This window comes from Actinoplanes sp. URMC 104 (assembly GCF_051386375.1).
Lineage (GTDB): Bacteria > Actinomycetota > Actinomycetes > Mycobacteriales > Micromonosporaceae > Actinoplanes.
The window spans coordinates 298,803-321,976 of sequence record NZ_JBPQTO010000004.1; the positions used below are offsets into that span (position 1 = coordinate 298,803).

20 protein-coding genes and 2 riboswitches are annotated in these 23,174 nt (G+C 71.6%); of the genes, 13 read left to right on the plus strand and 7 right to left on the minus strand.

The window, feature by feature from the left end; translation table 11 throughout:
• Positions 1-105 precede the first annotated feature (105 nt).
• The 7 genes from ACSNN8_RS15190 to ACSNN8_RS15220 all read left to right on the plus strand — a co-directional run bounded on the left by ACSNN8_RS15190 (position 106) and on the right by ACSNN8_RS15220 (position 10,460).
• A complete protein-coding gene (locus tag ACSNN8_RS15190; protein ID WP_436649828.1) occupies positions 106-1,941 on the plus strand; it encodes a DUF5941 domain-containing protein in 1,836 nt (611 codons plus the stop codon).
• On the plus strand, positions 1,938-4,094 hold the full coding sequence (locus ACSNN8_RS15195; RefSeq protein WP_436649829.1) for a bifunctional glycosyltransferase/CDP-glycerol:glycerophosphate glycerophosphotransferase: 2,157 nt from the start codon (positions 1,938-1,940) through the stop codon (positions 4,092-4,094). Before ACSNN8_RS15190 ends, ACSNN8_RS15195 begins: the two co-directional genes overlap by 4 nt.
• A gap of 135 nt (positions 4,095-4,229) precedes the next feature.
• The gene (locus tag ACSNN8_RS15200; RefSeq protein ID WP_436649830.1) at positions 4,230-5,567 is read left to right on the plus strand and encodes an ABC transporter ATP-binding protein; all 1,338 of its coding nucleotides are present in this window, start codon (positions 4,230-4,232) and stop codon (positions 5,565-5,567) included.
• A 136-nt stretch (positions 5,568-5,703) separates the two neighbouring features.
• Complete coding sequence (locus tag ACSNN8_RS15205; protein ID WP_436649831.1) at positions 5,704-6,612, plus strand: hypothetical protein; 909 nt, start codon at positions 5,704-5,706, stop codon at positions 6,610-6,612.
• A 94-nt stretch (positions 6,613-6,706) separates the two neighbouring features.
• Entirely contained in the window at positions 6,707-7,216 is a 510-nt protein-coding gene (locus ACSNN8_RS15210; protein WP_436649832.1) for an ATP-binding protein, read from the plus strand.
• A 79-nt stretch (positions 7,217-7,295) separates the two neighbouring features.
• Complete coding sequence (locus ACSNN8_RS15215; RefSeq protein WP_436649833.1) at positions 7,296-8,036, plus strand: HAD family hydrolase; 741 nt, start codon at positions 7,296-7,298, stop codon at positions 8,034-8,036.
• Positions 8,037-8,096: 60 nt separating this feature from the next.
• Positions 8,097-10,460 carry a glycoside hydrolase family 65 protein gene (locus ACSNN8_RS15220; RefSeq protein ID WP_436649834.1) on the plus strand — a complete coding sequence of 788 codons (2,364 nt, stop codon included), beginning with the start codon at positions 8,097-8,099 and terminating at the stop codon, positions 10,458-10,460.
• 62 nt (positions 10,461-10,522) lie between these two features.
• On the opposite strand, the gene ACSNN8_RS15225 is transcribed toward ACSNN8_RS15220, so the two are convergent.
• Complete coding sequence (locus ACSNN8_RS15225) at positions 10,523-11,557, minus strand: coiled-coil domain-containing protein (protein ID WP_436649835.1); 1,035 nt, start codon at positions 11,555-11,557, stop codon at positions 10,523-10,525.
• 3 nt (positions 11,558-11,560) lie between these two features.
• Positions 11,561-11,693: riboswitch (cyclic di-AMP (ydaO/yuaA leader) on the minus strand.
• 210 nt (positions 11,694-11,903) lie between these two features.
• A riboswitch (cyclic di-AMP (ydaO/yuaA leader) is annotated at positions 11,904-12,041 on the plus strand.
• Between the two features lie 3 nt (positions 12,042-12,044).
• Here ACSNN8_RS15225 and ACSNN8_RS15230 point away from each other — a divergent pair.
• Positions 12,045-13,115 carry a coiled-coil domain-containing protein gene (locus ACSNN8_RS15230; protein WP_436649836.1) on the plus strand — a complete coding sequence of 357 codons (1,071 nt, stop codon included), beginning with the start codon at positions 12,045-12,047 and terminating at the stop codon, positions 13,113-13,115.
• Between the two features lie 21 nt (positions 13,116-13,136).
• On the opposite strand, the gene ACSNN8_RS15235 is transcribed toward ACSNN8_RS15230, so the two are convergent.
• Positions 13,137-13,910 (minus strand): ABC transporter ATP-binding protein, encoded by a 774-nt coding sequence (locus ACSNN8_RS15235; protein WP_436649837.1) that lies wholly within the window; start codon positions 13,908-13,910, stop codon positions 13,137-13,139.
• Complete coding sequence (locus tag ACSNN8_RS15240) at positions 13,903-14,799, minus strand: ABC transporter permease (protein ID WP_436649838.1); 897 nt, start codon at positions 14,797-14,799, stop codon at positions 13,903-13,905. Before ACSNN8_RS15240 ends, ACSNN8_RS15235 begins: the two co-directional genes overlap by 8 nt.
• Positions 14,800-14,978: 179 nt before the next feature.
• Here ACSNN8_RS15240 and ACSNN8_RS15245 point away from each other — a divergent pair, with 179 nt between their 5' ends.
• Both ACSNN8_RS15245 and ACSNN8_RS15250 read left to right on the plus strand, forming a co-directional pair.
• A complete protein-coding gene (locus ACSNN8_RS15245) occupies positions 14,979-15,572 on the plus strand; it encodes a TetR/AcrR family transcriptional regulator (RefSeq protein WP_436649839.1) in 594 nt (197 codons plus the stop codon).
• A gap of 90 nt (positions 15,573-15,662) precedes the next feature.
• Positions 15,663-16,022 (plus strand): Atu4866 domain-containing protein, encoded by a 360-nt coding sequence (locus tag ACSNN8_RS15250; protein WP_436649840.1) that lies wholly within the window; start codon positions 15,663-15,665, stop codon positions 16,020-16,022.
• 22 nt (positions 16,023-16,044) lie between these two features.
• On the opposite strand, the gene ACSNN8_RS15255 is transcribed toward ACSNN8_RS15250, so the two are convergent.
• Entirely contained in the window at positions 16,045-17,283 is a 1,239-nt protein-coding gene (locus ACSNN8_RS15255; RefSeq protein WP_436649841.1) for an MFS transporter, read from the minus strand.
• Between the two features lie 73 nt (positions 17,284-17,356).
• Here ACSNN8_RS15255 and ACSNN8_RS15260 point away from each other — a divergent pair, with 73 nt between their 5' ends.
• Together ACSNN8_RS15260 and ACSNN8_RS15265 are read left to right on the plus strand one after the other, a co-directional pair.
• Positions 17,357-18,358, plus strand: a complete 1,002-nt coding sequence (locus ACSNN8_RS15260) for a LacI family DNA-binding transcriptional regulator (protein WP_436649842.1) — start codon at positions 17,357-17,359, stop codon at positions 18,356-18,358.
• A 53-nt stretch (positions 18,359-18,411) separates the two neighbouring features.
• Complete coding sequence (locus ACSNN8_RS15265; RefSeq protein WP_436649843.1) at positions 18,412-18,960, plus strand: hypothetical protein; 549 nt, start codon at positions 18,412-18,414, stop codon at positions 18,958-18,960.
• Here ACSNN8_RS15265 and ACSNN8_RS15270 read toward each other — a convergent pair.
• Both ACSNN8_RS15270 and ACSNN8_RS15275 read right to left on the minus strand, forming a co-directional pair.
• Positions 18,957-20,513, minus strand: coding sequence for a diguanylate cyclase (locus ACSNN8_RS15270; protein ID WP_436649844.1), 1,557 nt, complete (start codon positions 20,511-20,513; stop codon positions 18,957-18,959). The genes ACSNN8_RS15265 and ACSNN8_RS15270 overlap by 4 nt on opposite strands.
• Positions 20,514-20,566: 53 nt before the next feature.
• The gene (locus ACSNN8_RS15275) at positions 20,567-21,277 is read right to left on the minus strand and encodes a TetR/AcrR family transcriptional regulator (RefSeq protein ID WP_436649845.1); all 711 of its coding nucleotides are present in this window, start codon (positions 21,275-21,277) and stop codon (positions 20,567-20,569) included.
• 93 nt (positions 21,278-21,370) lie between these two features.
• On the opposite strand from ACSNN8_RS15275, the gene ACSNN8_RS15280 reads away from it, so the two are divergent.
• The gene (locus tag ACSNN8_RS15280) at positions 21,371-22,858 is read left to right on the plus strand and encodes an MFS transporter (RefSeq protein WP_436649846.1); all 1,488 of its coding nucleotides are present in this window, start codon (positions 21,371-21,373) and stop codon (positions 22,856-22,858) included.
• Here ACSNN8_RS15280 and ACSNN8_RS15285 read toward each other — a convergent pair.
• Entirely contained in the window at positions 22,855-23,079 is a 225-nt protein-coding gene (locus tag ACSNN8_RS15285) for a hypothetical protein (RefSeq protein WP_436649847.1), read from the minus strand. The genes ACSNN8_RS15280 and ACSNN8_RS15285 overlap by 4 nt on opposite strands.
• Positions 23,080-23,174: the final 95 nt, after the last annotated feature.

The following is a 23,174-nucleotide window of genomic DNA, read 5'->3' on the forward strand; positions in this document are numbered from 1 at the left end:
AGCCCTTCCGCTGTTAACCTGGGTGCCGATTTCCGGCCCCCTGCGCTCCCGCGCGGCCGGTCGGCCGTGCGATGGTGCCCCTAGGAGGCAGGCGGTGACTTCCCGGTGACGCTGGCCGTCCTGCACCCCGGCACCGGCAACACCCTCGATCCCGCCGACGCGGCCCGGCTCGCCGGGGAGCTCTCCGTCGCTCTGCGTGCCGCCGGCGCGAGCACGGTCGACACCGACCTGCGCGAGGTGGTGGAGCGGGCCCAGCAGTCCCACGAGCCGGTGCTGGTCTGCGACGACAACCTCGTGGCCCACCCCAGCCTGCTGTGGATGCTCGCGACCGAGCCCGCCGGCCGCACCACCGCGCTGGTCGTCCCGGACCCGCACGGCGACCTGCGCGACGACCGTGGCAAGGTCCTGCCGGCTCCGGGCGGCGACGGCACCGTGCGCTACGGCGGCGCGATGTGCGTGGCCCCCGCCGACCTGCCGGTGCTCGCCAAGGTCGCCGACCGGCCCGACGTGCTCTGCGCGCTGCTCGAGGCCGGGCTGGTGCCCACGGCCACGCCCGTGCGGCTGCTCAAGGCCGCGCTGGTGCACGACGCCGCCGGGCTGGCCGACGCCCGCGCGCAGGTGGCGGCCGTCGACGAGGACCGGGCCCGGCTGCGCATGGCGGTCAAGGAGAGGGACGACTTCTTCACGACGTACGCGGTCAGCACCTGGTCGCCCGTGGTCACGAAGGCCTGCGCCCGGCTGCGCCTGACGCCCAGCGGCGTCACGGCCATCTCGGTGCTGCTGGCGGTGGCCGCCGCGCTCGCGTTCTGGCAGGCGTCGCGCCCCGCGATGATCGCCGGCGGCATCCTGCTCTACCTGGGCTTCGTGCTCGACTGCGTGGACGGGCAGCTGGCGCGCTACACGCGGCGGTTCGGCGCGTTCGGCGGCTGGCTCGACACGATGGCCGACCGCGCCAAGGAGTACGCCGCGTACGCGGGTCTGGCCGCCGGCGCCGAGCGCGCCGGGCTGCCGTACGCCTGGCCCCTGGCGATCACCGCGATCGTGCTGCAGACCGTGCGGCACATGACCGACGCCTGGTACGGCGCGCTGCACGACGAGGCCGCCGCCCACCCGCGCGCCCGGGCCGCCGGTGGGGTGGGCGCCCGGCTGAGCGCGGCGTCGACCCGGGTGCAGGGCGACACGGGCTCTCTCGCGTACTGGCTCAAGCGGATCGTCGTGTTCCCGATCGGCGAGCGCTGGGCGCTGCTCGCGGTGCTGGCGGCCCTCACCGACGGGCGGATCGCGCTGGCCGGCATGGTGGTCTGCGGGCTGTTCGCCATGGCCTACACGCTGGCGCTGCGCTCGCTGCGGGCGCTGAGCATGCGGGTCGGCGTCCTCGACAAGGTGGACACCTCCCGCTTCCGCGACGACGGCCCGCTCGTACGCCTGCTGCTCGCCCGGGCCGGGGCGCCGGCTCCGCTCGCGTTCGCCGCCCTCGCGGCCGTCGCCGCCCTGGCGTTGGTGATCGTCCTGCTCACCGACGGCGTCGACCCGTCCGCGAGGATCGCGGTCGCCCTCGTCGTGCTCGTCGCCGGCCTGCCCGCGCGGGCCCGGCACGGCGGACCGCTGGACTGGCTGGTGCCCGCCGCCCTGCGCGCGGCCGAATACCTGACCGTGGTGGCCGTCGGCGTCGCCGGCGAGGTGCCGACCGCGGTGACGTACCTGCTGATCTTCATGCTGACCCTGCACCACTACGACCAGGTCGCCCGGATGGAGAAGGCCGCGCCCGCGGGCCGTGCCACCGGCGACCCGCTCGGCTGGGACGGCCGGGTGGTGCTGCTGATCGCCGCCGCACTGGCGGGCGTGCCCACCGCGGGCATGGTGGCGCTGGCCGTGGTGGTCGGCGGCATGTTCGGAGTCAACGCGATCGCCGACTGGCGGACAGGTGGCACCCGGCCGTGACATTCCTGAGCATCGTCCTGCCGGTCTACAAGGTCCAGGGTTACCTGCGGCAGTGTCTGGACTCGCTGCTGAGCCAGTCGTTCACCGACTTCGAGGTCGTCGCCGTCGACGACCGCTCGCCGGACTACAGCGGCGCGATCCTGGCCGAGTACGCGGCCCGCGACCCGCGTGTGCGGGTCGTGACCGCGCCCGAGAACCTGGGGCTGGGCCGGGCGCGCAACCTGGGCCTCGAGCACGCCACCGGCGAGTACGTGTGGTTCGTCGACTCCGACGACTGGCTGTCCGAGGGCTCGCTGGCCGCGGTCGCGGCCCGGCTGCGGGCCACCGGCGCCGACCTGCTGATCGTCGGCTGGGACCGGGTGCACTGGGACGGCCGGGTGCAGACCGGCACCGCGAACAAGACGCTCGCCGAGGCGCCGGAGGTCTTCTCGGTCGAGGACTGGCCGCGGGTGCTCAACATCCTGCACGTGGCCTGGAACAAGGTCGTCCGGCGCGAGTTCCTGCTGCGGCTCGGCTTCGTCTTCGAGGCCGGCTGGTACGAGGACGTCTCGTTCTCGTTCCCCGTCATGCTCGCCGTGCCGCGCATCAGCACGCTGCCGCGTACCTGTGTGCACTACCGGCAGCGGCGCACCGGCGCGATCACCCGTACCCGCGGGGACCGGCACTTCGAGGTCTTCGACCACTGGGAGCACGCGCTCGCGCTGGCCGCGAAGTACGCCTCGCCCGGCGACGAGGTCCGCGGCCTGCTGTTCCGCCGGATGATCTGGCACTTCCTGCGGGTGCTGCGGCACGACGCCCGGGTGCCACCCGAGTCGCGGGCCCGATTCTTCGGCCGCATGACCGAGATGTACCGCAAGCACCTGCCGCCCACGGGCTACCCGATGCCGGGGCGCGCCGAGGGCCTGCGCTACCGGATGGTCGGCAGCGGCTCCTACCACTCGATGCGCGCGCTCGACTTCACCGTGCGCCAGGTGCGCCGGGGCAAGCGGCTGGCGCGGAGCGCCGCCGGGCTGCTCAAGCGCCGCGCGCGCCAGGTCGCCGGGCACCTGTACTACCAGGTGAACCTGCGGCTGCCGGTCGACGAGAACCTCGCGCTGTACGCCGCGTACTGGTATCGCGGGGTCAGCTGCAACCCGGCCGCGATCGCCGCGAAGGCCGCCGAGCTCGCCCCGCATCTGCGGCCGGTGTGGGTGGTGGGGCCGACCCGCGCCGCCGCGCTGCCGCCGGGCACCGACCACGTGGTGGCGGGCACGCTGCCGTACTACCGCGCGCTGGCCAGGGCCCGCTACCTGGTCAACAACGTGAACTGGCCCAACCGGATGGTGAAGCGGCGCGGCACCACGCACGTCATGACCCACCACGGCACGCCGCTCAAGCGGATGGGCGCGGACCAGGCGGACCATCCGGCGGGCGCGCGGGACACCGACTTCCGGCGTCAGATGCGGCGCGCCGACCGCTGGGACTACAGCGTGACCGCCAACGCGCACACCACGATCGCCTGGGAGTCGGCCTATCCGTGCTCCTACGAGACGCTCGAGGTGGGCTATCCGCGCAACGACCGGCTGGCCACCGCGACGGCGGCCGACAGCGCGGCGGCGCGCGAACGGCTCGGCGTCCCGGCCGGCCGGCGGGTGGTGCTGTACCTCCCGACGCACCGCGAGTGGCTGCCACCCGAGCGGCACGTGCTCGACGTCGAGCGGCTGGCCGCGTCGCTCGGGCCCGACACGACGCTGCTGGTGCGCGAGCACTACTTCTCCGCGGGCACGCCGATTCCGCTCGCGGACGGCTCGGCCGTGGACGTCTCCGGCTACCCCGTGGTGGAGGACCTCTATCTGGCGGCCGACGTGCTGCTCACGGACTACTCGTCGGCGATGTTCGACTACGCCGTCCTGGACCGGCCGATCGTGATCTACGCGCCGGACTGGCCGGTCTACCGCGAGCTGCGCGGGGTCTACTTCGACCTGCTCGCCGAGCCGCCGGGTGCGGTGGCCACGGCGTACCCGGAACTGGTCGATACGCTGCAGAGCGGGGCATATGCGGACGAGGCGTCAACCGCGCTCCGGCAGGCGTTCCGCGAGCGCTTCTGCTATCTCGACGACGGGCACGCGGCAGAACGTGTGGTTCGTCACGTATTCCTCCGTGAAAATCGGTAATTACTTGGTTACGCAGCGCAAATGGCACCTTTACCCGATGGTGTGACATCGATACTCCTCGTCAAATGAAGGCCGATCGCCGGCCGTCGTGGGACCGGGATCACATTGATGTTGCCCGGTAGGGGGAGGTAGGCGGTGTCGACCGTCTCGCTCAAGGACGTCACCAAGGTGTGGCCGGACGGCACCGTCGCCGTCAACCACGTCAGCCTCGACGTCGGCGACGGTGAGTTCCTGGTCCTCCTCGGCCCCTCGGGCTGCGGGAAATCCACCATCCTCCGCATGATCGCCGGCCTGGAGGACCCGTCCGAGGGCGACATCCTGCTCAACGGCGACCCGGTCCTCGAGCTCGCGCCGCGCGACCGCAGCATCGCGATGGTGTTCCAGGACTTCGCGCTCTATCCGCACATGACCGTCGGCGACAACATCGGCTTCCCGCTCAAGCTCTCCGGCCTCGAGCCCGGCTCGCGCGGCGAACGCGTCGGCGATGTGGCGAACGCGCTGGGCATCGGCGACGTGCTGCGCCGCAAGCCGAGCCAGCTCTCCGGCGGGCAGCGCCAGCGGGTGGCCATGGGCCGGGCGATCGTCCGCCGCCCGGGGCTGTTCCTCATGGACGAGCCGCTCTCCAACCTGGACAGCGGGCTGCGCGCCGAGCTGCGCGCCGAGATCTCCAGCCTCACCCGCGAGCTCGGCGTCACGACCATGTACGTGACCCACGACCAGGCCGAGGCGCTCACGATGGCCGACCGCGTGGCGATCCTGCGCAAGGGCGTTCTGCAGGACGTGGGCACGCCGACCGAGGTGTACGGGCGGCCGGCCACCCTCTATGTGGCGGCGTTCCTGGGCGCCCCGCGGATGAACCTGCTCGAGGCGTCCGTCTATGTGCACCTCGAGCGCTACATCGAGCTGAACTTCGGCGAGCAGGCGCTCTACCTGCCCTGGGACGACATCCGGGCGCGGGCGGTGTCGCACTACCACGGCGAGCGGATCGTCGTCGGCATGCGGGCCGAGGCGCTGACCCCGGTCGCGCCGGACGTGCCGGGCGACGTGCTGCGCGGCCGCATCCGCTATCTGGAGCACCACGGGCACGAGTCGCTGGCGTACCTCGACATCGGCGCCACCGCGATCGTCATCGACGAGATGGGCACCGCCGCCCGTGACGACGGGGAGCTCGACGGCGGCGGGGCGTTCAAGCGCTTCGGCGGGGCGCTGCAGCGGCTGGCGGGCCGGACCAACGGGGCCGCGCTGCAGCGGCTCGGCGGCCGTTTCAACGGATCCGTGCAGACCCGCGAGCCCGAGCAGCAGAGCGTGCTCAACGATCCCGGCCGGCACCACCGCCGCCCGGCCGAGCTGGGCGTACGGCTCGCGCCGTACCCGCCGGTCTCCCCGGGGCACCCGCTGTCGGTCGCGGTGCGCATGGACGCCCTGCACTTCTTCGACGAGCGCGGCGACCGTATCGACGTCGGCTGGCGCTGACCTCTTTCCGTCCCTCCGCCGCGCGTCTGCAAAGCGCGGACCTTCCCCCATTTGCTCGGATGGCGTACCGTTCCGCGCACAACGTCGATGCGAGGGCGTATCGACGGTACGGACCCGACCTCTGGGAGGTAGGAACGTGGCGAACGCGTCCGGACTCTTGGTTATCGAGCGCATCCTGCGCGACAGACAGGGCATCTGGCAGCAGATCGTGGAGGACCGCGACCTGCCCAGGCTCACCGGCCAGATGCTGGTCAGCTCGGTGGTGGCGCTGGCCGTCTACGGCGCCGTGCTGGGCTCCTTCCACAGTGTGCTGATGGCGCTGACCTCGGCGGGCAAGCTGCCGCTGCTGTTCCTCGCCACGCTGGCGATCTGCCTGCCGACGCTCTACCTGTTCAACCTGGTGTTCGGCGCCCGGCTGTCGATCCGGCAGTCGCTGTCGCTGGTGATGGTCGCGCTCACCGTCACCGCCATGCTCGCGCTGGCGTTCGCGCCGATCAGCCTGTTCTTCCTGATCACCGCGCCGGACTACGCGTTCTTCAAGCTGCTCAACGTCGCGATCCTGGCCCTGTCGGCGCTGGTCGGGCTGCGCTTCCTCACCGGTGGCATGCAGGTGCTCAACCAGCACGGCCTGCTGGCCCCGAAGGCCGCCGAACCGGCAGCTCCGGCCGCGGTCCCGGCGGCCGCCGAGCCCGTCAAGCCCCTCGTCGCGGCCCTGGCGCCGGCGGAGAGCACCAATGGAGCCGCTGCCGCACCCGCGACCGCGCCCGCTGCCGCTCCGGCGCCCGTCTCCCAGCCCCATCTGCTTCCGCCGGGCTACGCGCACCAGCCGCTGCGCCAGGCGCCGCAGCGCCCCGCCGGCCAGCAGACGCCGCCGAGCATGACGCTGCTCTACATCTGGATCCTGCTGTTCGGCTTCGTCGGCACCCAGCTCGCCTGGACGCTGCGGCCGTTCTTCGGCAGCCCGGACAAGCCGTTCAGCCTCTACCGCGACATCGACGGCAACTTCTACGCGGAGATCTTCCGGACCATCGCCGACCTGGTCTGAGGGCCGGCCGCGGTGTCGCTGTTGCGGTGAAATGCGGACGCGTGGTGCCACTGAGGTGGCACACCGCGTAGGCTGCACCACGGTGGAGGACAGCGTGAGGCAGGGTGTGCGGCCGGCTCCGGGAACGGAGGCGGCGCAGGGCGGTGTGTCCCCGTCGGTGCTCGCGGGCCCGGTGCCCGACAGCGCGGGCCGGCTGCTCGACCGCCGTTTCGGCCACGACGACATCACGCTGGTGCGCCACGAGGTGGCGGCCCGGCTGCGCTCGGCGGGGCTGGGCGGCGACCGCCTGCACGGCTTCATCCTGGCCGTCAACGAGGTGGTCACCAACGTCGTGCTGCACGCCGGCGGCCACGGGCGGGTGCTGGTCTGGCTGGCCGACGGCTCGGCGTGGTGCTCGGTCACCGACTCGGGCCCGGGCATTCCGGCGCGTTACCTGTCGTCTCCGGAGGTCCCTGAGGCGTACGAGGTGGGCGGCCGCGGCATCTGGCTGGCCTACCAGCTCTGCGACGAGGTGGCCGTGGCCACCGGCCCGATCGGCACCACGATCGGGTTGCGGATCGTGCTCGCGCCGCCGGCCGGTCCGCGTGGCGAAACAGCACTTTGAACAGGACGTGAACGCGCCGTCGGAATGTGAAGCCGCCCTTCCGGTCTCGTGAGTGTCCGGGTGCGACTACATTGGGCGCGTGCTCGGACTACCTCCTCACGTGACCGCCTGCCTCTTCGATCTCGACGGTGTGCTCACCCAGACCGCGCTCGTGCACAACGCCGCGTGGAAGCAGACCTTCGACGTCTTCCTCGAGGATTGGGCGACGCAGCACGGTCAACCGTTCGTGCCGTTCGACTCCGGCTCCGACTACCACCTTTACGTCGACGGCCGGCAACGCGCCGATGGAGTTCGCACCTTCCTGGCCTCGCGGCACATCACCCTGCCCGAGGGCAGCCCGGACGACGGTCCCGACCAGCAGACCGTCAACGGCATCGGCAACCGCAAGAACCTGCTCGTCCTGCAAAAGATCAAGGAGGGCGCGGTTCAGGTCTACGACGGCTCTGTCGCCTACCTCAAGGCCGCGACCGACGCGGGTCTGCGGCGTGCCGTCGTCTCCGCGAGCGCCAACTGCAAGGACGTGCTCGAGGCCGCCGGTATAGCGGACTTCATAGAGGTACGCGTGGACGGCGTGACCGCTCGTGCGCAAAACTTGCCGGGCAAGCCCGCGCCCGACACCTTCCTCAACGCCGCAGAGCAGCTCGGCCTGCCGCCGGAGAACTGTGCGGTCTTCGAGGACGCTCTGGCGGGTGTAGCCGCCGGGCGGGCGGGCAAATTCGGGATCGTGGTCGGTGTTGACCGCGTGGGCCAGACTCAGGCCCTTCTGGACAACGGTGCCGACATCGTCGTCACGGACCTGTCCGAACTCCTGACGCGTTGATCGCGTATCAGCGATTACATCTTCAAGACTTTCTCTTTCTCATTTGCGAGAGGCACCACCGTGATCCGTGAACGGGCATATCCCGTCGACCCCTGGCACATCCGGGAGACCCGGCTCGACCTGGACCTGCTGGCCCAGTCCGAGTCGGTGTTCGCGCTGGCCAACGGACACATCGGGATACGCGGGAACCTGGACGAGGGCGAGCCGCACGGCCTTCCGGGCACCTACCTGAACTCGTTCTACGAGCTCCGCCCGCTGCCGTACGCCGAGGCCGGTTACGGTTTCCCCGAGTCCGGCCAGACGATGGTCAACGTCACCAACGCCAAGCTCATGCGGCTGCTGGTCGACGACGAGCCGTTCGACGTGCGCTACGGCGAGCTCCGGTCGCACGAGCGGGTGCTCGACATGCGGGCCGGCACGCTCGAGCGCACCGTCGAGTGGGTCTCCCCGTCCGGCCAGGCGGTCCGGGTCCGCACGGTGCGGCTGGTCTCGTTCACCCAGCGCTCGGTCGTGGCGTTCCTCTACGAGGTCGAGCCGCTGGACGCCTCCGCCCGGCTGATCCTGCAGTCGGAGCTGGTCGCCAACGAGCAGCTGCCGCCGATGAGCAAGGACCCGCGGGTCGCCGCCGTGCTCGACCACCCGCTGCAGGCCGAGGAGGTGCTCGAGCAGCGCACCGGCGGCCTGCTGGTGCACCGCACCAAGGCCAGCGACCTGCGGATGGCCGCGGCCATGGAGCACCTCGTCGAGGCGCCCGGCAAGCACGCCGTGACCACCGAGGGGCACCCCGACTGGCTGCGGACGACCGTGGCGTGCAAGCTCGAGCCCGGTCAGAAGCTGCGCGTGGTCAAGCTGGCCGCGTACGGCTGGTCCAGCCACCGCTCGCTGCCCGCCGTGCGCGACCAGGTCGGCGCGGCCCTGGCCAGCGCCCGCCTGGACGGCTGGGAGGGGCTGCTCGAGGCCCAGCAGGAATACCTGGACGCGTTCTGGGACCACTCCGACGTACGGGTCGACGGCGACGCCGAGGTGCAGCAGGCGGTCCGCTTCGGGCTGTTCCACACGCTGCAGTCCGGCGCCCGGGCCGAGCAGCGCCCGATCGGCTCCAAGGGCCTGTCCGGCCCCGGCTACGACGGCCACACGTTCTGGGACGCCGAGACGTTCGTGCTGCCCGCGCTGACCTACACCCAGCCCTCCGCCGCGGCCGACGTGCTGCGCTGGCGGCACTCGACGCTCGACCTGGCGCGGGAGCGCGCTCAGACGCTCGGCCTGCAGGGCGCAGCGTTCCCGTGGCGCACCATCCGCGGGCAGGAGTGCTCGGCGTACTGGCCGGCCGGCACGGCGGGCTTCCACATCGGCGCCGACATCGCCGACGCGGTCCGTCGCTACGTGCAGGCCACCGGCGACTACGACTTCGAGCGCGAGGTCGGCCTCGAGCTGCTGGTCGAGACCGCGCGGCTGTGGCGTTCGCTGGGCCACCACGACCGGCACGGGCGCTTCCACATCGACGGGGTGACCGGCCCGGACGAGTACACGGCCGTCGTGGACGACAACATCTACACCAACCTGCTCGCCCAGCAGAACCTCCTGACCGCGGCCGAGGCGGTCAAGCGGCACCCGGACCTCGCCCGCAAGCTGGGCGTGGACGACGAGGAGACGGCGAGCTGGCGGGACGCGGCGGCCGCGGTGCACATCCCGTACGACCGGGAACTGGGGGTTCACCAGCAGTCCGAGGGCTTCACCCGGCTGCAGGAGTGGGACTTCGAGAACACCCCGCCCGAGGCGTACCCGCTGCTGCTGAACTACCCGTACTTCGACCTGTACCGCAAGCAGGTGGTCAAGCAGGCCGACCTGGTCATGGCGATGTACGTCCGGGGCGACGCGTTCACCCCGGAGGAGAAGGCGCGCAACTTCGCCTACTACGAGGCCCGCACGGTCCGCGACTCGTCGCTGTCCGCCTGCGTCCAGGCCGTGATGGCGGCCGAGGTGGGCCACCTCGAGCTGGCCCACGACTACCTGGGCGAGGCCGCGCTGATGGACCTGCACGACCTGCACCAGAACTCGCGGGACGGCCTGCACATCGCGTCGCTGGCCGGCACCTGGATCTCGCTGGTCGCCGGGCTCGGCGGCATGCGCGACTTCAACGGCCAGCTGTCGTTCGCGCCACGCCTGCCCAGCCGCATCAACAACATGGAGTTCTCGCTGCTCTGGCGCGGGCTGCGGCTGCGGGTCAACGTGACGCCCGACGAGGTCACCTACTCGCTGCGCAACGGCGGCGGCTCGGCCCGGCTGACGCTGGTGCACCACGGCAAGGAGATCGAGGTGACCCAGGTCAAGCCGGTCGTCGTGCCGATCCCGCCGCCGCACCCGGTCGGCCCGGCGCCGCAGCAGCCGGCCGGTCGCGCGCCGGTGCGGCGGGCGACGAGCTGACGTCCGACGACGGAAAAGGGCCCCGGGATCTCCCGGGGCCCTTTCGTGTGTGTGCGGGGCGGTCAGAGCAGCGACACGTGCACGTGGTCGGTGTGCGCGCTCGGCCCGTGGTACGTCTTCCAGCCGCTGGCGGGGAACCAGATCTGCTTGTACCAGATCACGTAGTAGATGCCGAGCCGGTCGGCGTTGCGCACCAGGAACGCCATGAGGTTGTTGCCGTAGCGGCGCATGTCCTCGTTGTGCGCGACCGCGAAGCCCTTGTCCTGCAGCGACCAGTCGCAGGCGCGGCCCTTGGGATGCTCGAACGGCCCGCCGTCGCGGTGACAGCCCACGAACCGGTCGAAGCCGGCCTTCTTCACCTCTTTGTACATGTGGAACGTCCGCGCGGTGATGCAGCCGTTGGTCGTCGGGTCCTCGACGTTGCAGCTCTCGGGGGAGAACCCGCCGTCGGAGTTGCGCGGCGCCGGGGCGGCCTTGGGCGAGTTCGCCAGCACCAGGCCGTGCGTGAGGCTCTCGCCGCCGACCAGCGCGAGCGCGTCGTCGGCCGCGTCCTTCTGCTTCTTCATCGCGACGAGGTTGGTCTGCTGCTTGCGCACCTCGGCGTCGAGCGCGGCCTTGGCCTTGTTGACGTCGTCGATCGCCTTGTTGAGCTCGGCCAGCTTGCGGTCCTGCATGGCGTTGATCTCTTCGAGCGAGACCGCCTTGGCGAGGAAGTCGTCGGAGTTCTGGCTGCCGAGCAGGAAGCCGGCGGCGCCGAGGTGGCCGGTGCGGTACTGCTGGCCGGCGATCGCGTTGACCTCGGGCAGCAGCGCCAGGCGCCGCGCCTCCGCGGTCTTGATCTCGGCGGCCAGTCTTTTCTGCGCCGCCGTGGATTTCGTCACCGCGGCCTTGGCGGCGACGAAGCGACGGTTCGACGACTCGAGCACGTCGTCCAGGGTGGCGTTGTTCTTGCCGACCGATCCGCCCGACTCGTCGGGGCTCGTCGAGGTGCTGCCACCCGGCTCGGCGCTCGCCGGGGAAGCGGGTGCGGCCAGGAAAGACAAGGCCACGAGCGGCGCCAGGGCAAGTGTCAGCCACCGGCGGGGTCGTACGGTCAATGCAGTTCCTTCCGGTAAACCGCCGACCGGGTTAGCTGACGGGTTCGGGACGGAAGCGATCCCTACCGCTCGCGCGGATGCACCCCACTGACCTGGTTCCCCGGCTCGCCTCGCGGCGATTGGGCGGTGGCCTGCCGGCACCTCGGGGGCGGTGCCTCCGTGGCAGAACCGGCGGCCAGTTTACCCGAGACTTTGCGCCGCTTCAGTCTTCAGGAATGGCTATTTCGTAGTCACTCCGACACATTCCGTAATTGCCGTCACGTGCCGTCGCGGGCGAATTGCGGTGCGTGCGATAACTGTCGATCATTCGATGGAGTCGGTATGGTCGGGGGCGGTCTCCACCCCCAGGGGACCGCCGCCTAATCGCCCGCGGGCGAGCCGGGGAACCAACCGTTTTTCCGGGGTGAATCCGCGCTCGCGCGGTAGGGATCACTTCCGTCCCGAACCCGTCAGCTAACTCGGTCGGCGGCCGACGGAAGGAAAGGTTGTGCGGCATAACACTGTCCGCCGACGTTCGGCGGCACTGCTCGCGCTCCTCGTCGCCATCTCCGGGCTGACTCTGGCGGTGGCCGGTCCGGCCGCCGCGGCGCCCGGCGACAGCGGCGACGACGGCGAGGGCGCACCCAGAACCCTGATCCAGCAGCTCGAGGCGGCCTCCCGGGGCTACGTCGAGGCCAAGGAGGCGCTGGCCCGGTCGCGCACGCGGCAGTCCCAGCTGGCCGCCCGGCTCAAGGAGCTCGAGGGCCAGGTGGGCCCGAAACAGGCGGCGATCGACGACATCATCCAGCAGTCCTACCGGACCGGCCGGCTGGGACCGATGAGCGCCCTGCTGCAGGCGAGCTCCTCCGGCGACTTCCTCGACCGCGCCCAGACGCTCGAGACCGTCGCGGTCAAGGAGAACGCGGCGCTGGCCGCGCTCAAGGCGACCCGCGACGGGCAGCAGCGCGCGAAACTGGCCATCGACGCCGAGGTGCGCAACCAGCTCAAGCAGGTCAACCTGATGGCCAAGCGCAAGGTGCAGGCCGAGGCCGCGCTCAAGGCCGCCAACACCGGCGAGGACGCCGATCCGCCCGGCGGCGGCACGAGCGGCGGGTCCAGCGGCGGATCGAGCGGCGGCGGCTCGCAGGCCAAGGCCACTCCGGCGCCGCGCAGCTCGGACGGCTCGCTGCGGGACGAGGGCTGCACCGAGGACGACCCCACCACCAGCGGCTGCCTGACCCCGCGCACGCTGCACGCTCTCAAGCAGGCGCAGAAGGCGGGCTTCACCCGCTATGTCGCATGTTTCCGCGAGCAGAACAGCGGCGAGCACCCCAAGGGCCAGGCGTGCGACTTCGCCGCCGAGAAGAAGGGGTTCGGCGGCGTCGCGTCGGGTGGTGACAAGACGTACGGGACCAACCTGGCCAACTACTTCATCAACAACTCGGACCGGCTGGGCGTGCTCTACGTCATCTGGTTCAAACGCATCTGGCTGCCCTCGAGCGGCTGGAAGGCGTACTCCCGCGGCAACGGCGACCCGTCCAGCGACCACACCAACCACGTGCATTTATCAGTGCGCTGACCTCGCGAGGGGGTACGAGGCTTACTTGTTGACGTAGGTCTCGTACTCCTTCATCACGTCGTCGGTGGGGCCGTCCGCGCGGATCACGCCGGACTCGAGCCAGATGGTGCGCTCGCAGGTGTCCCGGATCGACTGCTCGCTGTGGCTGACCAGGAACACCGTGCCGGCCTCCTTGCGCAGGTCGCGCACCCGCTGCTCGCTGCGCTTGCGGAATTTCGCGTCGCCGGTGGCCAGCGCCTCGTCGATCAGCAGCACGTCGTGCTTCTTCGCCGCGGCGATCGAGAACCGCAGCCGCGCCGACATGCCGGACGAGTACGTCTTCATCGGCAGCGAGCTGAAGTCGCCGCGGTCGTTGATGCCGGAGAACTCGATGATGTCGGCCGTCTGCGCCTTGACGTCGGCGGGCGACATGCCCATCGCGAGGCAGCCCAGCTCGACGTTGCGCTCGCCGGAGAGGTCGTTCATCAGCGCCGCGTTCACTCCCAGGAGTGACGGCTGGCCGGCCGCGTAGATGCCGCCGCCGCGCTCCACCGGCAGCAGGCCGGCGATCGCCCGCAGCAGCGTCGACTTGCCGGAGCCGTTGGTGCCGATCAGGCCGATCGCCTCGCCCTTGTAGGCCACGAAGCTGACGCCCTTGACCGCGTGCACCTCGCGGACGGCCGCGCTCTTCTTGCCCGTGATGATGCGCTTGAAGCTGGCCAGCGGCGTGTTCGCGCCCGGCGCCACCGAGCCGTAGATGCGGTAGACGATGTGCGCGTTGTCCGCGATGACGGTCGGTTCCCGCTGGTCAGCCACGGCCGTAGCCCTTCTCTCCGCGCCAGAAGTACACGTAACCGCCGAAGCCGACGAGCGCGGTCCAGATCAGCGCGCCGGCCCAGAGCATCGGCGCCGACCCCGCGAGCTCGACGTCCTCCATCAGCGCGTGCCGCATCAGCTCGATGAAGATCAGCAGCGGGTTGGCCTCGACCAGCGTGAGCTGCCAGCCGTGCAGCCGCTCCTGGAAGAACGTGACCGGGTAGAGCACCGCGGACCCGTACATCCAGATGCGCAGGATGTAGGGGATGAGCTGCCGGATGTCGGTGACCTTGGAGATCAGCCGCGCCACGAACAGCGCGAGTCCGGCGTTGAAGATCGTCTGGAGCAGCAGCGCCGGCACGGCCAGCAGCCACTCGACGGTGATCGGCTCGCCGGTGAGCAGCACGATCGCGACCAGGACGGCCATCGAGGCGACCATGTTGCGCACCTCGACCAGCGTGACCGCGATCGGCAGGCTGGCGCGCGGGAAGTGCAGCGCCCGGATCAGCGCCATGTTCGCCGTGATCGACTGGGAGCCCGCCTGCACCACCGACTGGGTGAATCCGAAGATGAAGACACCCGCGCACAGGTACGCGATGAAGTTGTCGACGTCCTGCTTGGTGTTGATCAGCACGCCGAAGATCACGTAGTAGACGCCGGCGTTGATCAGCGGGGTCAGGAGCTGCCAGACCACGCCCAGCTTGGTGCTGCCCAGCGACGCGCTCACCTTGGCGTTGGCGAAGGCGGCTATGAAGTGCCGGTAGGTCCAGAGGTGCCGGGTGTATTCCGGCAGGCTGGGCAGGCGCCCCGCCTTCGTCAGGCCGTGCCGCCGGGCCAGCTCCTTGAGCGATGGCCCGGTGTCGGAATCGGCGACCGCCGTCTGAGCCATGGGGTGGTGCTCCGATCTCGTCGGCCCGTGAGGGTCACCGGGCCCTGGTTCTTTAGGCGAGAACACTTAAGCAGCATGCCAAGTCGCGGCCGACGGGACGGCCTCGTATCGACGTAACCGGAAGGTTATCCGACCAAACGGCGGAACGCAACCGTAACGTCCTGGCGTATAGTGACCGCGTGGCAACAGCGAAGCGCGCACCGGCCGGAGCGGCGGTGCTCCGAAGCGACATCACCGTGGCGATCCGTGACGCCGTGATGCACGAGCTGGCCGAGGTGGGTTACGGCCGGCTCTCCATCGAGGCCGTGGCGCGCCGCGCCGGCGTCGGCAAGACCGCAATCTACCGCCGCTGGGGCAACAAGCTCGAGATGGTGCTCGAGATCGTCTCCGACGTGGCCGGCCGCAGCGTGCCGCTGCCCGACACCGGCAGCTTCGCCGGCGACCTGCAGCTGATCATGATGATCGTGAGCCGCGCTCTGCAACACCGGATCGCCTCGCAGATCATTCCCGACCTCATGGCCGAGGCCGCCCGCAACCCGCAGATCGCCGAGACCCTCCAGACGGCGCTGCGCACCCACCAGCTCGCCGTCGGCGAGAAGCTGATCGGCCAGGCGGTCGCCCGGGGCGAGCTCCCCGCGGGCACCGACCCCGACGTGGCGGTCGACCTGATCCTCGGGCCGCTCTACTGGCGGCTGGCCGTCTCGCGCTCCAAGCCCGACGACGACTACCTCGAGAAGCTGATGGCGGCCGTGACCGCGGCGCTGCGCGGATGATTGCAACCGGGGTGCACCGGGCATCCGGGTGTGCTGGGTGGCGTCCCTGCCGATGGTAGGGGCTCCGCGTCCCCGACCCCCGGAGCCTCCATGCGCGCGCCTGCCGATCAGCACGTCGACACCACCGTTCTGGACGCAGCCGCGCTGCTCACGCTCGCGTTGCGCGCACGCCCGGCGCGACAGCCGGGGCCGGTCGGGCGTACGCCCTCCTCGGGCCCGGTGACGCCGCCGGTCGGCGCGTGGCTCAGCGCGGACGGCACGGTCCGTCTCGACATCAGGACCGACGGAACGTACGCGGGAAAGGTGGCGGGGCGCAAGCGTCCGGCGCGCGGCACCTACCACCTCGAGGGCGGCACGCTGACGCTCAGCGATCGCTCCGGCCTGCACACGCCCGTGGTCGTCGGCGACGGCGTGCTGCAGATGGCCGGCCACCTCCTCGGGCCCGCCTGAGCCCGGTGTCCACAGGGCCGCCTCAGACGGCGGCGGGCTCCGCGCGGCGCGGCTCCCCGAGGACGCCGGGACGGCGGTCCATCCGGAAGCTCAGCACGGCCAGCACGAGGCCGGTGACCGCCAGCAGCACGCCGATCCACGCCGCGGAGAGATAGCCCCAGCCGGCGGCGATCACGGCGCCACCCAGGGCGGCGCCGGCGCTGTTGGCGACGTTGGAGGCCGACTGGTTGACGGCGGCGCCCATGAGCTGGGCTCCGGGCGCCACGGCGATCAGGCGGGCCTGCAGCGCGGGGCCGATGAACAGGGCGGCCGCGCCGACCAGGAAGGCGCCGGCGAACAGGCCCACGGGGTGGCGCGCCACGAGGCCGAAGAGCGCGATGGTGGCGATCATCGCGACGAAGCCGAGCAGCATGCTGCGGCGCAGGTGGCGGTCGGCGGCCACGCCCCCGGCGGCGTTGCCGACGCTCATGCCCACGCCCATCACGGCCAGCACCCAGGGCACGTACGACTCGCTGAGGCCGGTCACGTGCGTGGTGACGGGGGCGATGTAGCTGTTCACCGCGAAGAAGCCGCCGAACCCGACCGCGGCCACGGCGGCGGCCAGCCACACCTGGCGGGAGCGGAAGGCGCCCAGCTCGGCGCGCGGCGAACCGCCCGGTGCGGCGGCCACCTCGGGCACGGTGAAGACCACGAACAGCAGGGTGAGCGCGAAGACGCCCGCCACCGCGAGGTACGCCACCCGCCAGCCGGCGGCCTGGCCCAGGCCGGTGATCAGCGGCACGCCGAACACGTTCGCGGCGGTGAGCCCGCTGAGCACGATCGCGAAGCCCTTGCCCTGGCTGCCGGGGCCGAGCATTGCCGCGGCGAGCAGGCCCGCGGCGCCGAAGTAGGCCCCGTGCGCCAGCGCGGCCAGGAAGCGGCCGGCCAGCACGAGCTCGAACGTGGGCGCCAGCGCGGAGGCCACCGTGCCCGCGACGAACAGCGAGAGCAGCACGATCACGAGGCGGCGCCGGGGCATGCGGGCGGTCAGCGCGGCGATCGTGGGCGCCCCGACGACCACGCCGAGCGCGTAGATCGTGATCATCCAGCCCGCCCGGGCGACGGCGTCGGGCGCCGAGCGGGCGTAGGCGGCGGGCAGCAGGTCGCGGGCGAGGTCCGGCAGCAGGCCCATGGCGACGAACTCGGTGAGGCCGAGCCCGAAGCCGCCCAGGGCGAGCGCGAGCAGGGCCGCCCGGCGACGGCCGGCGGTGAGGTTCTCCACGCGATCGACTCTAGAACGTTCTAGTCGGTGGCGGCTTAGAACGTTCTAGTCGTCACAGGTAAATTCTCGGGTCATGACGGTGGGGGACCGGCGGCCCACGCTCGCGGACGTGGCGGCCGAGGCGGGCGTGTCGGTGGCGCTGGTGTCGATCGTGATGCGCGACGCCCCGGGTGCGAGCGCGGCCACCCGCGAGCGGGTCCTCGAGGTGGCCCGACGGCTGGACTATCAGCCCGACAGCCGGGCCCGCCTGCTGCGCAGCGGCCGCAGCCGGCTGCTCGGCGTCGTCTTCGGCGTGCAGCACCCGTTCCACGACGACCTGCTCACCGGGCTCTACGACGCGGCGGAGCGCAACGGGTACGAGCTGACGCTGAGCGCGGTCACCCCGAGGCGCGACGAACGTACGGCCATCGGCGGTCTGCTGCAGGACCGGTGTGCCGCGCTGGTGCTGCTCGGTCCGCAGATCACGACCGCGGAGCTGGGCACGCTCGCCGGGCGCCTGCCGGTGGTGGCGATGATGCGCTCGGTGCGTCAACGGCAGGTCGACGTGGTGCGCACCGACGACGCGCGCGGGCTGCACCTGGCCGTCGACCACCTCGTCGCGCTCGGCCACACCCGCATCGCGCACGTCGACGGCGGGCGGATGCTGTCGTCCGCGGAACGGCGCCAGGGCTATCGCGAGGCGATGCGGCGCCACGGCCTCCAGGCGTACGCCCGGGTGGTCGGCGGCGGTTTCGGCGAGGAGGACGGCGCCCGGGCCGCCCGCGAGCTGCTGGCGGACCCGCCGACCGCGGTGACCGTGTTCAACGACCTCAGCGCGACCGGCCTGCTCGACGTGCTGCGCCGCAACGGGCTCGCGGTGCCGGGCGGCATCAGCGTCGTGGGCTACGACGACAGCAGCTTCAGCCGGCTGGCCCACATCGACCTGACCACCGTCGCGCAGGACATCGACACGATGGCGACGCTGGCCGTGGCCCGGGCGGTGGAGCGCATCGACGGCGCGGCGGTCGCCCACCGCGAGGTGGTGATCCCGCCGCGCCTGGTGGTGCGGGGCACGACGGGCCCGCCGCCGGGCTAAGCCGCGGACGGTTCGCGCCGAACGGAGGGGAAAGGACTCTGTTCGGGGGATAGATGCGGTTCCGCGCATTCGGCCTTGCGCTGCTGCCGTTCCTGCTGAGCGCCTGCGGCGGCGGAACCCCGTCGGCCGCGCCGAGCCCCATCACCAGCACCGGCGACTCCTGGGTGACCGTCAAGCCGGGCAGCGCCACACCCAGCGCGCCGGCGAGACGCGGCGGAAGCCTCCCGCCCGCGCTGCCGCCCGTGTCGTTCATGCCGTTGAGCTCGGAGTGCGCGAACGCCTGGAACGAGGACGTCGGCATGGTGTTCATCCCGCTGTCGGTGACGCCGGGGCCGCGTTCGCTGCGGGTGCAGTGGCCCAACCGCTACGGCAAGCGGTACCGCGTCACCGCCGTACCGCAGGAGCTCGTCAGCGGCGCCCAGCCCGAGCCCGTCTGGCAGACCGTCACCACCGGCGGCGAGTGCACCGGCAGCGCCACCATCACGGGGCTGGTGTCCGGCGCGCCCTACGTCGTCTGGCTCGACGCCCCCGACACCCCTCGCGACGTCGACAACTCCCGCAGCCTCTACAGCGGCCGATCCGGCGTCGTGAAGCCCGGCTAGGCCGCGATGGTGTTGCGGCCGCTCCACTTGGCGGCGTAGAGGCGGTCGTCGGCCTCGCGGAAGAGGACCTCGCCGGACATGCCCTCGGCGAGCGCCGCCAGGCCGACGCTCACGGTCAGGCGTACGCCGGGAATGATGTCCGACCTCGCGACGGCGGCCCGGATGCGTTCGGCCACCTCGCGGCCCACGGTCAGGTCGCCGCGCAGGAAGACGGCGAACTCGTCGCCGGCGTAGCGGACCGGGGTGTCCTCGGCGCGGCAGTGCGCGCGCAGGATGCGGGCCACCTCGCGCAGCGCGCGGTCGCCGGTGGCGTGCGAGTAGGCGTCGTTGATCGCCTTGAAGTGGTCGACGTCGACGATCAGCAGCACCAGCGGGGCGGTGAGCCGGCCGCGGTCAATGCGGTCCATCAGCAGGTCGAAGCGGCGCCGGTTGTCCAGGCCGGTGAGCGGGTCGCGCAGCACCTCGCGCTCGGCCCGGGCCCGCGCGGCCTCGGACTCCTCGCGCTGGCGGGCCTGGCGCAGCATGGCGAGACGCTGCAGCCGCAGCCGCCACAACTCCAGCGTCTGACCCTGCACGGCCTCGAACAGGTCGCGGCCGGGCTGGCCGTCGTCGGCGTCGCGGGCGGTGAGCGCCAGCTCGAACCGGATGATCGGTTCCTCGTCGGGGCGGGTGCCGTACGCGCAGAGCTCGCGCGCGGCGATGAACTCGCGACGCGCCTCGGCGAGCGCGCCGTGCGAGCGCAGGCTGATGCCCAGCGCCAGGTGCGCCATCCGCGCGTACCGGAAATTCTCGGCCCCGCGCAGCGGCATCACGGCCTCGCGGGCCAGCTTCTCGGCCGGGATCACGTCGCCGAGCTTGGCCAGGGCCAGCGCCAGCATCGCGGCGGCGACCACGTCGTCGGGCCGCTGCTCGGTGTGCCGCCGGGTGATGGCCGCGCTGCGCCGCAACCGGCTGGCCGCCTCGTCGTGGCGGCCCACGTGGTCGAGCCGCAGCGCCCAGTGCAGCAGGGTGTCGGCGTGCACCAGCCCGAACGACGCGTGCGCGATGCTGAGCCGCTCATAGGTCGCGGCGGCGGTCTCGTACATCTCGGCCGCGGTGGCCGCCTCGGCGAACGAGCAGAGCGCGGAGACGCGGCGCTCGCCGTCGGTGTAGGGCAGATCCAGCAGCACGGCCGCGCGGGCGAGGTAGCGCATCGCCAGGAAGTAGCGTCCACGCAGGACCTCGATCTGCGCGAGGTCACACAGGATCTTGGCCTCGCCGAGCGGGGACCCGGCCGTCCGGTGCAGCCGCAGCAGCCGCTCGGCCAGCGAAGCCGCCTCCGCCAGACGTCCCATGAGGAGGTTCGCGTACATCTGGCCCTGAAGAAGGAACGGCACCGTACGGTCGTCGCCGGTGGCATGGGCAATGGCGAGGTACGCGTCGGCGGCGCGCAGGGCCTCGTGCCCGCGGCCGGAGTTCGCCAGCCGGTGCACACGCACCGCCAGCAGGTGCAGCGGCCCGAACGGCGTGACCGGCACCGGCAGCCGTGCGCCCGTCGGGTTGTCGCCGTCCATGGTCCCAGTATCGACTGTGACGGGTCGATCAACTACGGCTATATCGACCGATCTCACGATGAGGGTGTCGCGTACTTGTCCAAGCCGTCGACGAGCAGTTCCAGCCCCAGGTCGAAACGTGCCTCGGGACCGCCGCCGACCAGCGCTTCGGCGTGCCGGGTGACGTGGGGGTAGACGTCCGCGGGCAACTGCCGGATGTAGCCGAGATAGTCGAAGCTGAGCGAGTCGAGAAAGCCCTGCTTCGTGGTGCCGGCGGCCCGCTGGCGCCAGATGGAGTACTCGTACGCGTCGGCGGTGATGTAGAGGAAGATCCGGTCCATCGCCCAGGCCGCGACGCGCGGCGGAATGCCGCCGGCCAGCATCATGCCGAACATGGCGTCCGAGATGCGCAGCGCGTTGGGGCCACTGGGGATCGTCGCGAGCGCCGCGCGGGCGAGGTCGTTGTGCGCCACCATGGCCGCGTGCCCGGCCCGGGCCAGATCCTTGACCTGCTGTTTCCACCGTGACTCGTCGAGCGCGGGCACCTCGACCAGCCCGCACATCTCGTCGAACATCAGCTGCAGCAGTTCGTCCTTGTTGCGGACGTGGGCATAGAGGCTCGACGGACCGGTGTCGAACTCGGTGGCGAGCCGCCGCATGCTCACCGCGTCGATGCCCTCGGCCTGCACGATGCGCAGCGCGGTCCGCACGATCTCGGTCCGGGTGAGAGGCGCTTTCGCCGTACGGGCACGGCGTGCGCCAGGAGGCCAGTTCACATCGCTCATCGTCGGCGAATTTACCTTGACGCGAACAGTGTTCGCCAGTAGAACAGTGTTCGTTACAACGAACAGTGTTCGTCCAATCGGAAGGATGTGGCCATGGACGCCGTGCTCGAACGGGCGGCGGCGCAACAAACGCCGTACCGCTACCGCTGGGTCGCCCTCTTCGTGATCCTCAGCGTCGAGGTCATGGACCTGCTCGACGCGCTGGTCACCACCATCGCCGGTCCGGCCGTCCGCCACGAGCTGGGCGGGTCGTACAGCCTCATCCAGTGGCTCGGCGCCGCGTACACCCTCGCCATGGCGATCGGCCTGCTCACCGGCGGCCGCCTCGGCGACATCTTCGGGCGCCGCCGCATGTTCCTGATCGGCGCGGCGGGCTTCACGCTCGCCTCGCTGGCCTGCGGTCTCGCGCAGACGCCGGGCCAGCTCGTCGCCGGCCGGGCGGTGCAGGGCCTGTTCGGCGCCGTGATGCTGCCGCAGGGCCTCGGCATGATCAAGCAGATGTTCTCGCCGGCCGAGCAGGCCAAGGCGTTCGGCGCCTTCGGCCCGGTGATGGGCCTGTCATCGGTGGGCGGCCCGATCCTCGCCGGGTGGCTCGTCGACGCCGACTTCCTCGGCTCCGGCTGGCGGATGATCTTCCTCATCAACCTGCCGCTGGGCCTGTTCGCCGTGATCGGCGCGCTGCGGTTCCTCCCCGAGTTCCGCAGCGAACGCGCGCCGAGGCTCGACTGGCTCGGGGTGCTGCTCGCCGCGGCGGGCGCGTTCCTGCTGCTCTATCCGCTGGTGCAGGGCCGCGAGCTGGGCTGGCCGGTGTGGTGCTTCGCGCTGCTCGCCGGGGGCGTCGTGGTCTTCGGCCTGTTCGCGGTCCTCGAGCGCCGCCGCGAACGCCGCGGTCTCGACCCGCTGGTCACGCCGAGCCTGTTCCGCAAGCGCGCCTTCAGCGGCGGGCTCGTGGTCGGTCTCGTGTTCTTCGCGGCGCTCATCGGCACCGGGCTGGTCTTCACGCTGTACCTGCAGGTCGGCCTCGGCTACTCACCGCTCGAGGCCGGGCTCACCACGCTGCCGCAGGCGCTGGGCACGGTGGCCGGCTTCGTGGCGGCGGGCTCCGGCCTGAGCGAACGACTGGGTCGCAAGCTGCTGCTGATCGGCACCGTCGTGATGATGGCGGGCACGGCCGGGTTCATGCTCACGCTGTGGCTGGCGGGCGCCTCGATCACGCCGTGGCTGCTGATTCCCGCCCTGGCCGCGATCGGCGCGGGCATGGGCCTGGCGATGGCGCCGTTCTTCAACATCGTGCTGGCCGGCGTCGACGACGAGGAGACCGGCTCGGCCTCCGGGGCGCTCACCTCGGTGCAGCAGCTCGGCGGAGCGTTCGGCCTCGCCGTGCTGGGCACGATCTTCTTCGCGCTGGCGCCGGACGATCCCGTGGCCGGGCTGCGGGACTGCGCTCCGCAGGACAGCTGCCTGGCGGCGTACGCCGGCTTCCAGGACGCGACGGTCGCGACCACCGGGGTGTCGCTCCTGCTGCTGGGCGTGGCCTTCGGGTTGTCGTTCCTGCTGCCCCGCCGGGCCCGCGAGTCCTAGCCCGGCGCGGGTTCCGGCCGGCGGCGGCGTACGAACCACCGGATCATCAGCGCCGCCGCCGGCAACCCCGGTCCCACGTGGACGGCCAGCACGCCGGCGAGGTGCGGCCCGCCCCAGTCGTTGCGGTAGGTCGCCGCGTCGCCGAAGTCGATGACGAACGGCTCGATGGCCGCCCGGACGACGAGATAGAGGCCGATCACGAAAAGCGGAATGCGCCACATGGCTCGGACGCTAGGGCCCACCCGCCGGCGGCGGCACCGGAGAGCCCCCTAGGAAGATCCCCGACTTCCACGCCGATCTGCGGTGGGCCCGCCCA

What these genes read in the sequence shown, in the direction of transcription:
- ACSNN8_RS15265 (WP_436649843.1), top strand. Translation starts at nt 18,412, where the DNA reads ATGCGGTTCCGCGCATTCGGCCTTGCGCTGCTGCCGTTCCTGCTGAGC.
- ACSNN8_RS15275 (WP_436649845.1), bottom strand. Translation starts at nt 21,277, where the DNA reads ATGAGCGATGTGAACTGGCCTCCTGGCGCACGCCGTGCCCGTACGGCG.
- ACSNN8_RS15285 (WP_436649847.1), bottom strand. Translation starts at nt 23,079, where the DNA reads ATGTGGCGCATTCCGCTTTTCGTGATCGGCCTCTATCTCGTCGTCCGG.
- ACSNN8_RS15240 (WP_436649838.1), bottom strand. Translation starts at nt 14,799, where the DNA reads ATGGCTCAGACGGCGGTCGCCGATTCCGACACCGGGCCATCGCTCAAG.
- ACSNN8_RS15280 (WP_436649846.1), top strand. Translation starts at nt 21,371, where the DNA reads ATGGACGCCGTGCTCGAACGGGCGGCGGCGCAACAAACGCCGTACCGC.
- ACSNN8_RS15260 (WP_436649842.1), top strand. Translation starts at nt 17,357, where the DNA reads ATGACGGTGGGGGACCGGCGGCCCACGCTCGCGGACGTGGCGGCCGAG.
- ACSNN8_RS15250 (WP_436649840.1), top strand. Translation starts at nt 15,663, where the DNA reads ATGCGCGCGCCTGCCGATCAGCACGTCGACACCACCGTTCTGGACGCA.
- ACSNN8_RS15270 (WP_436649844.1), bottom strand. Translation starts at nt 20,513, where the DNA reads ATGGACGGCGACAACCCGACGGGCGCACGGCTGCCGGTGCCGGTCACG.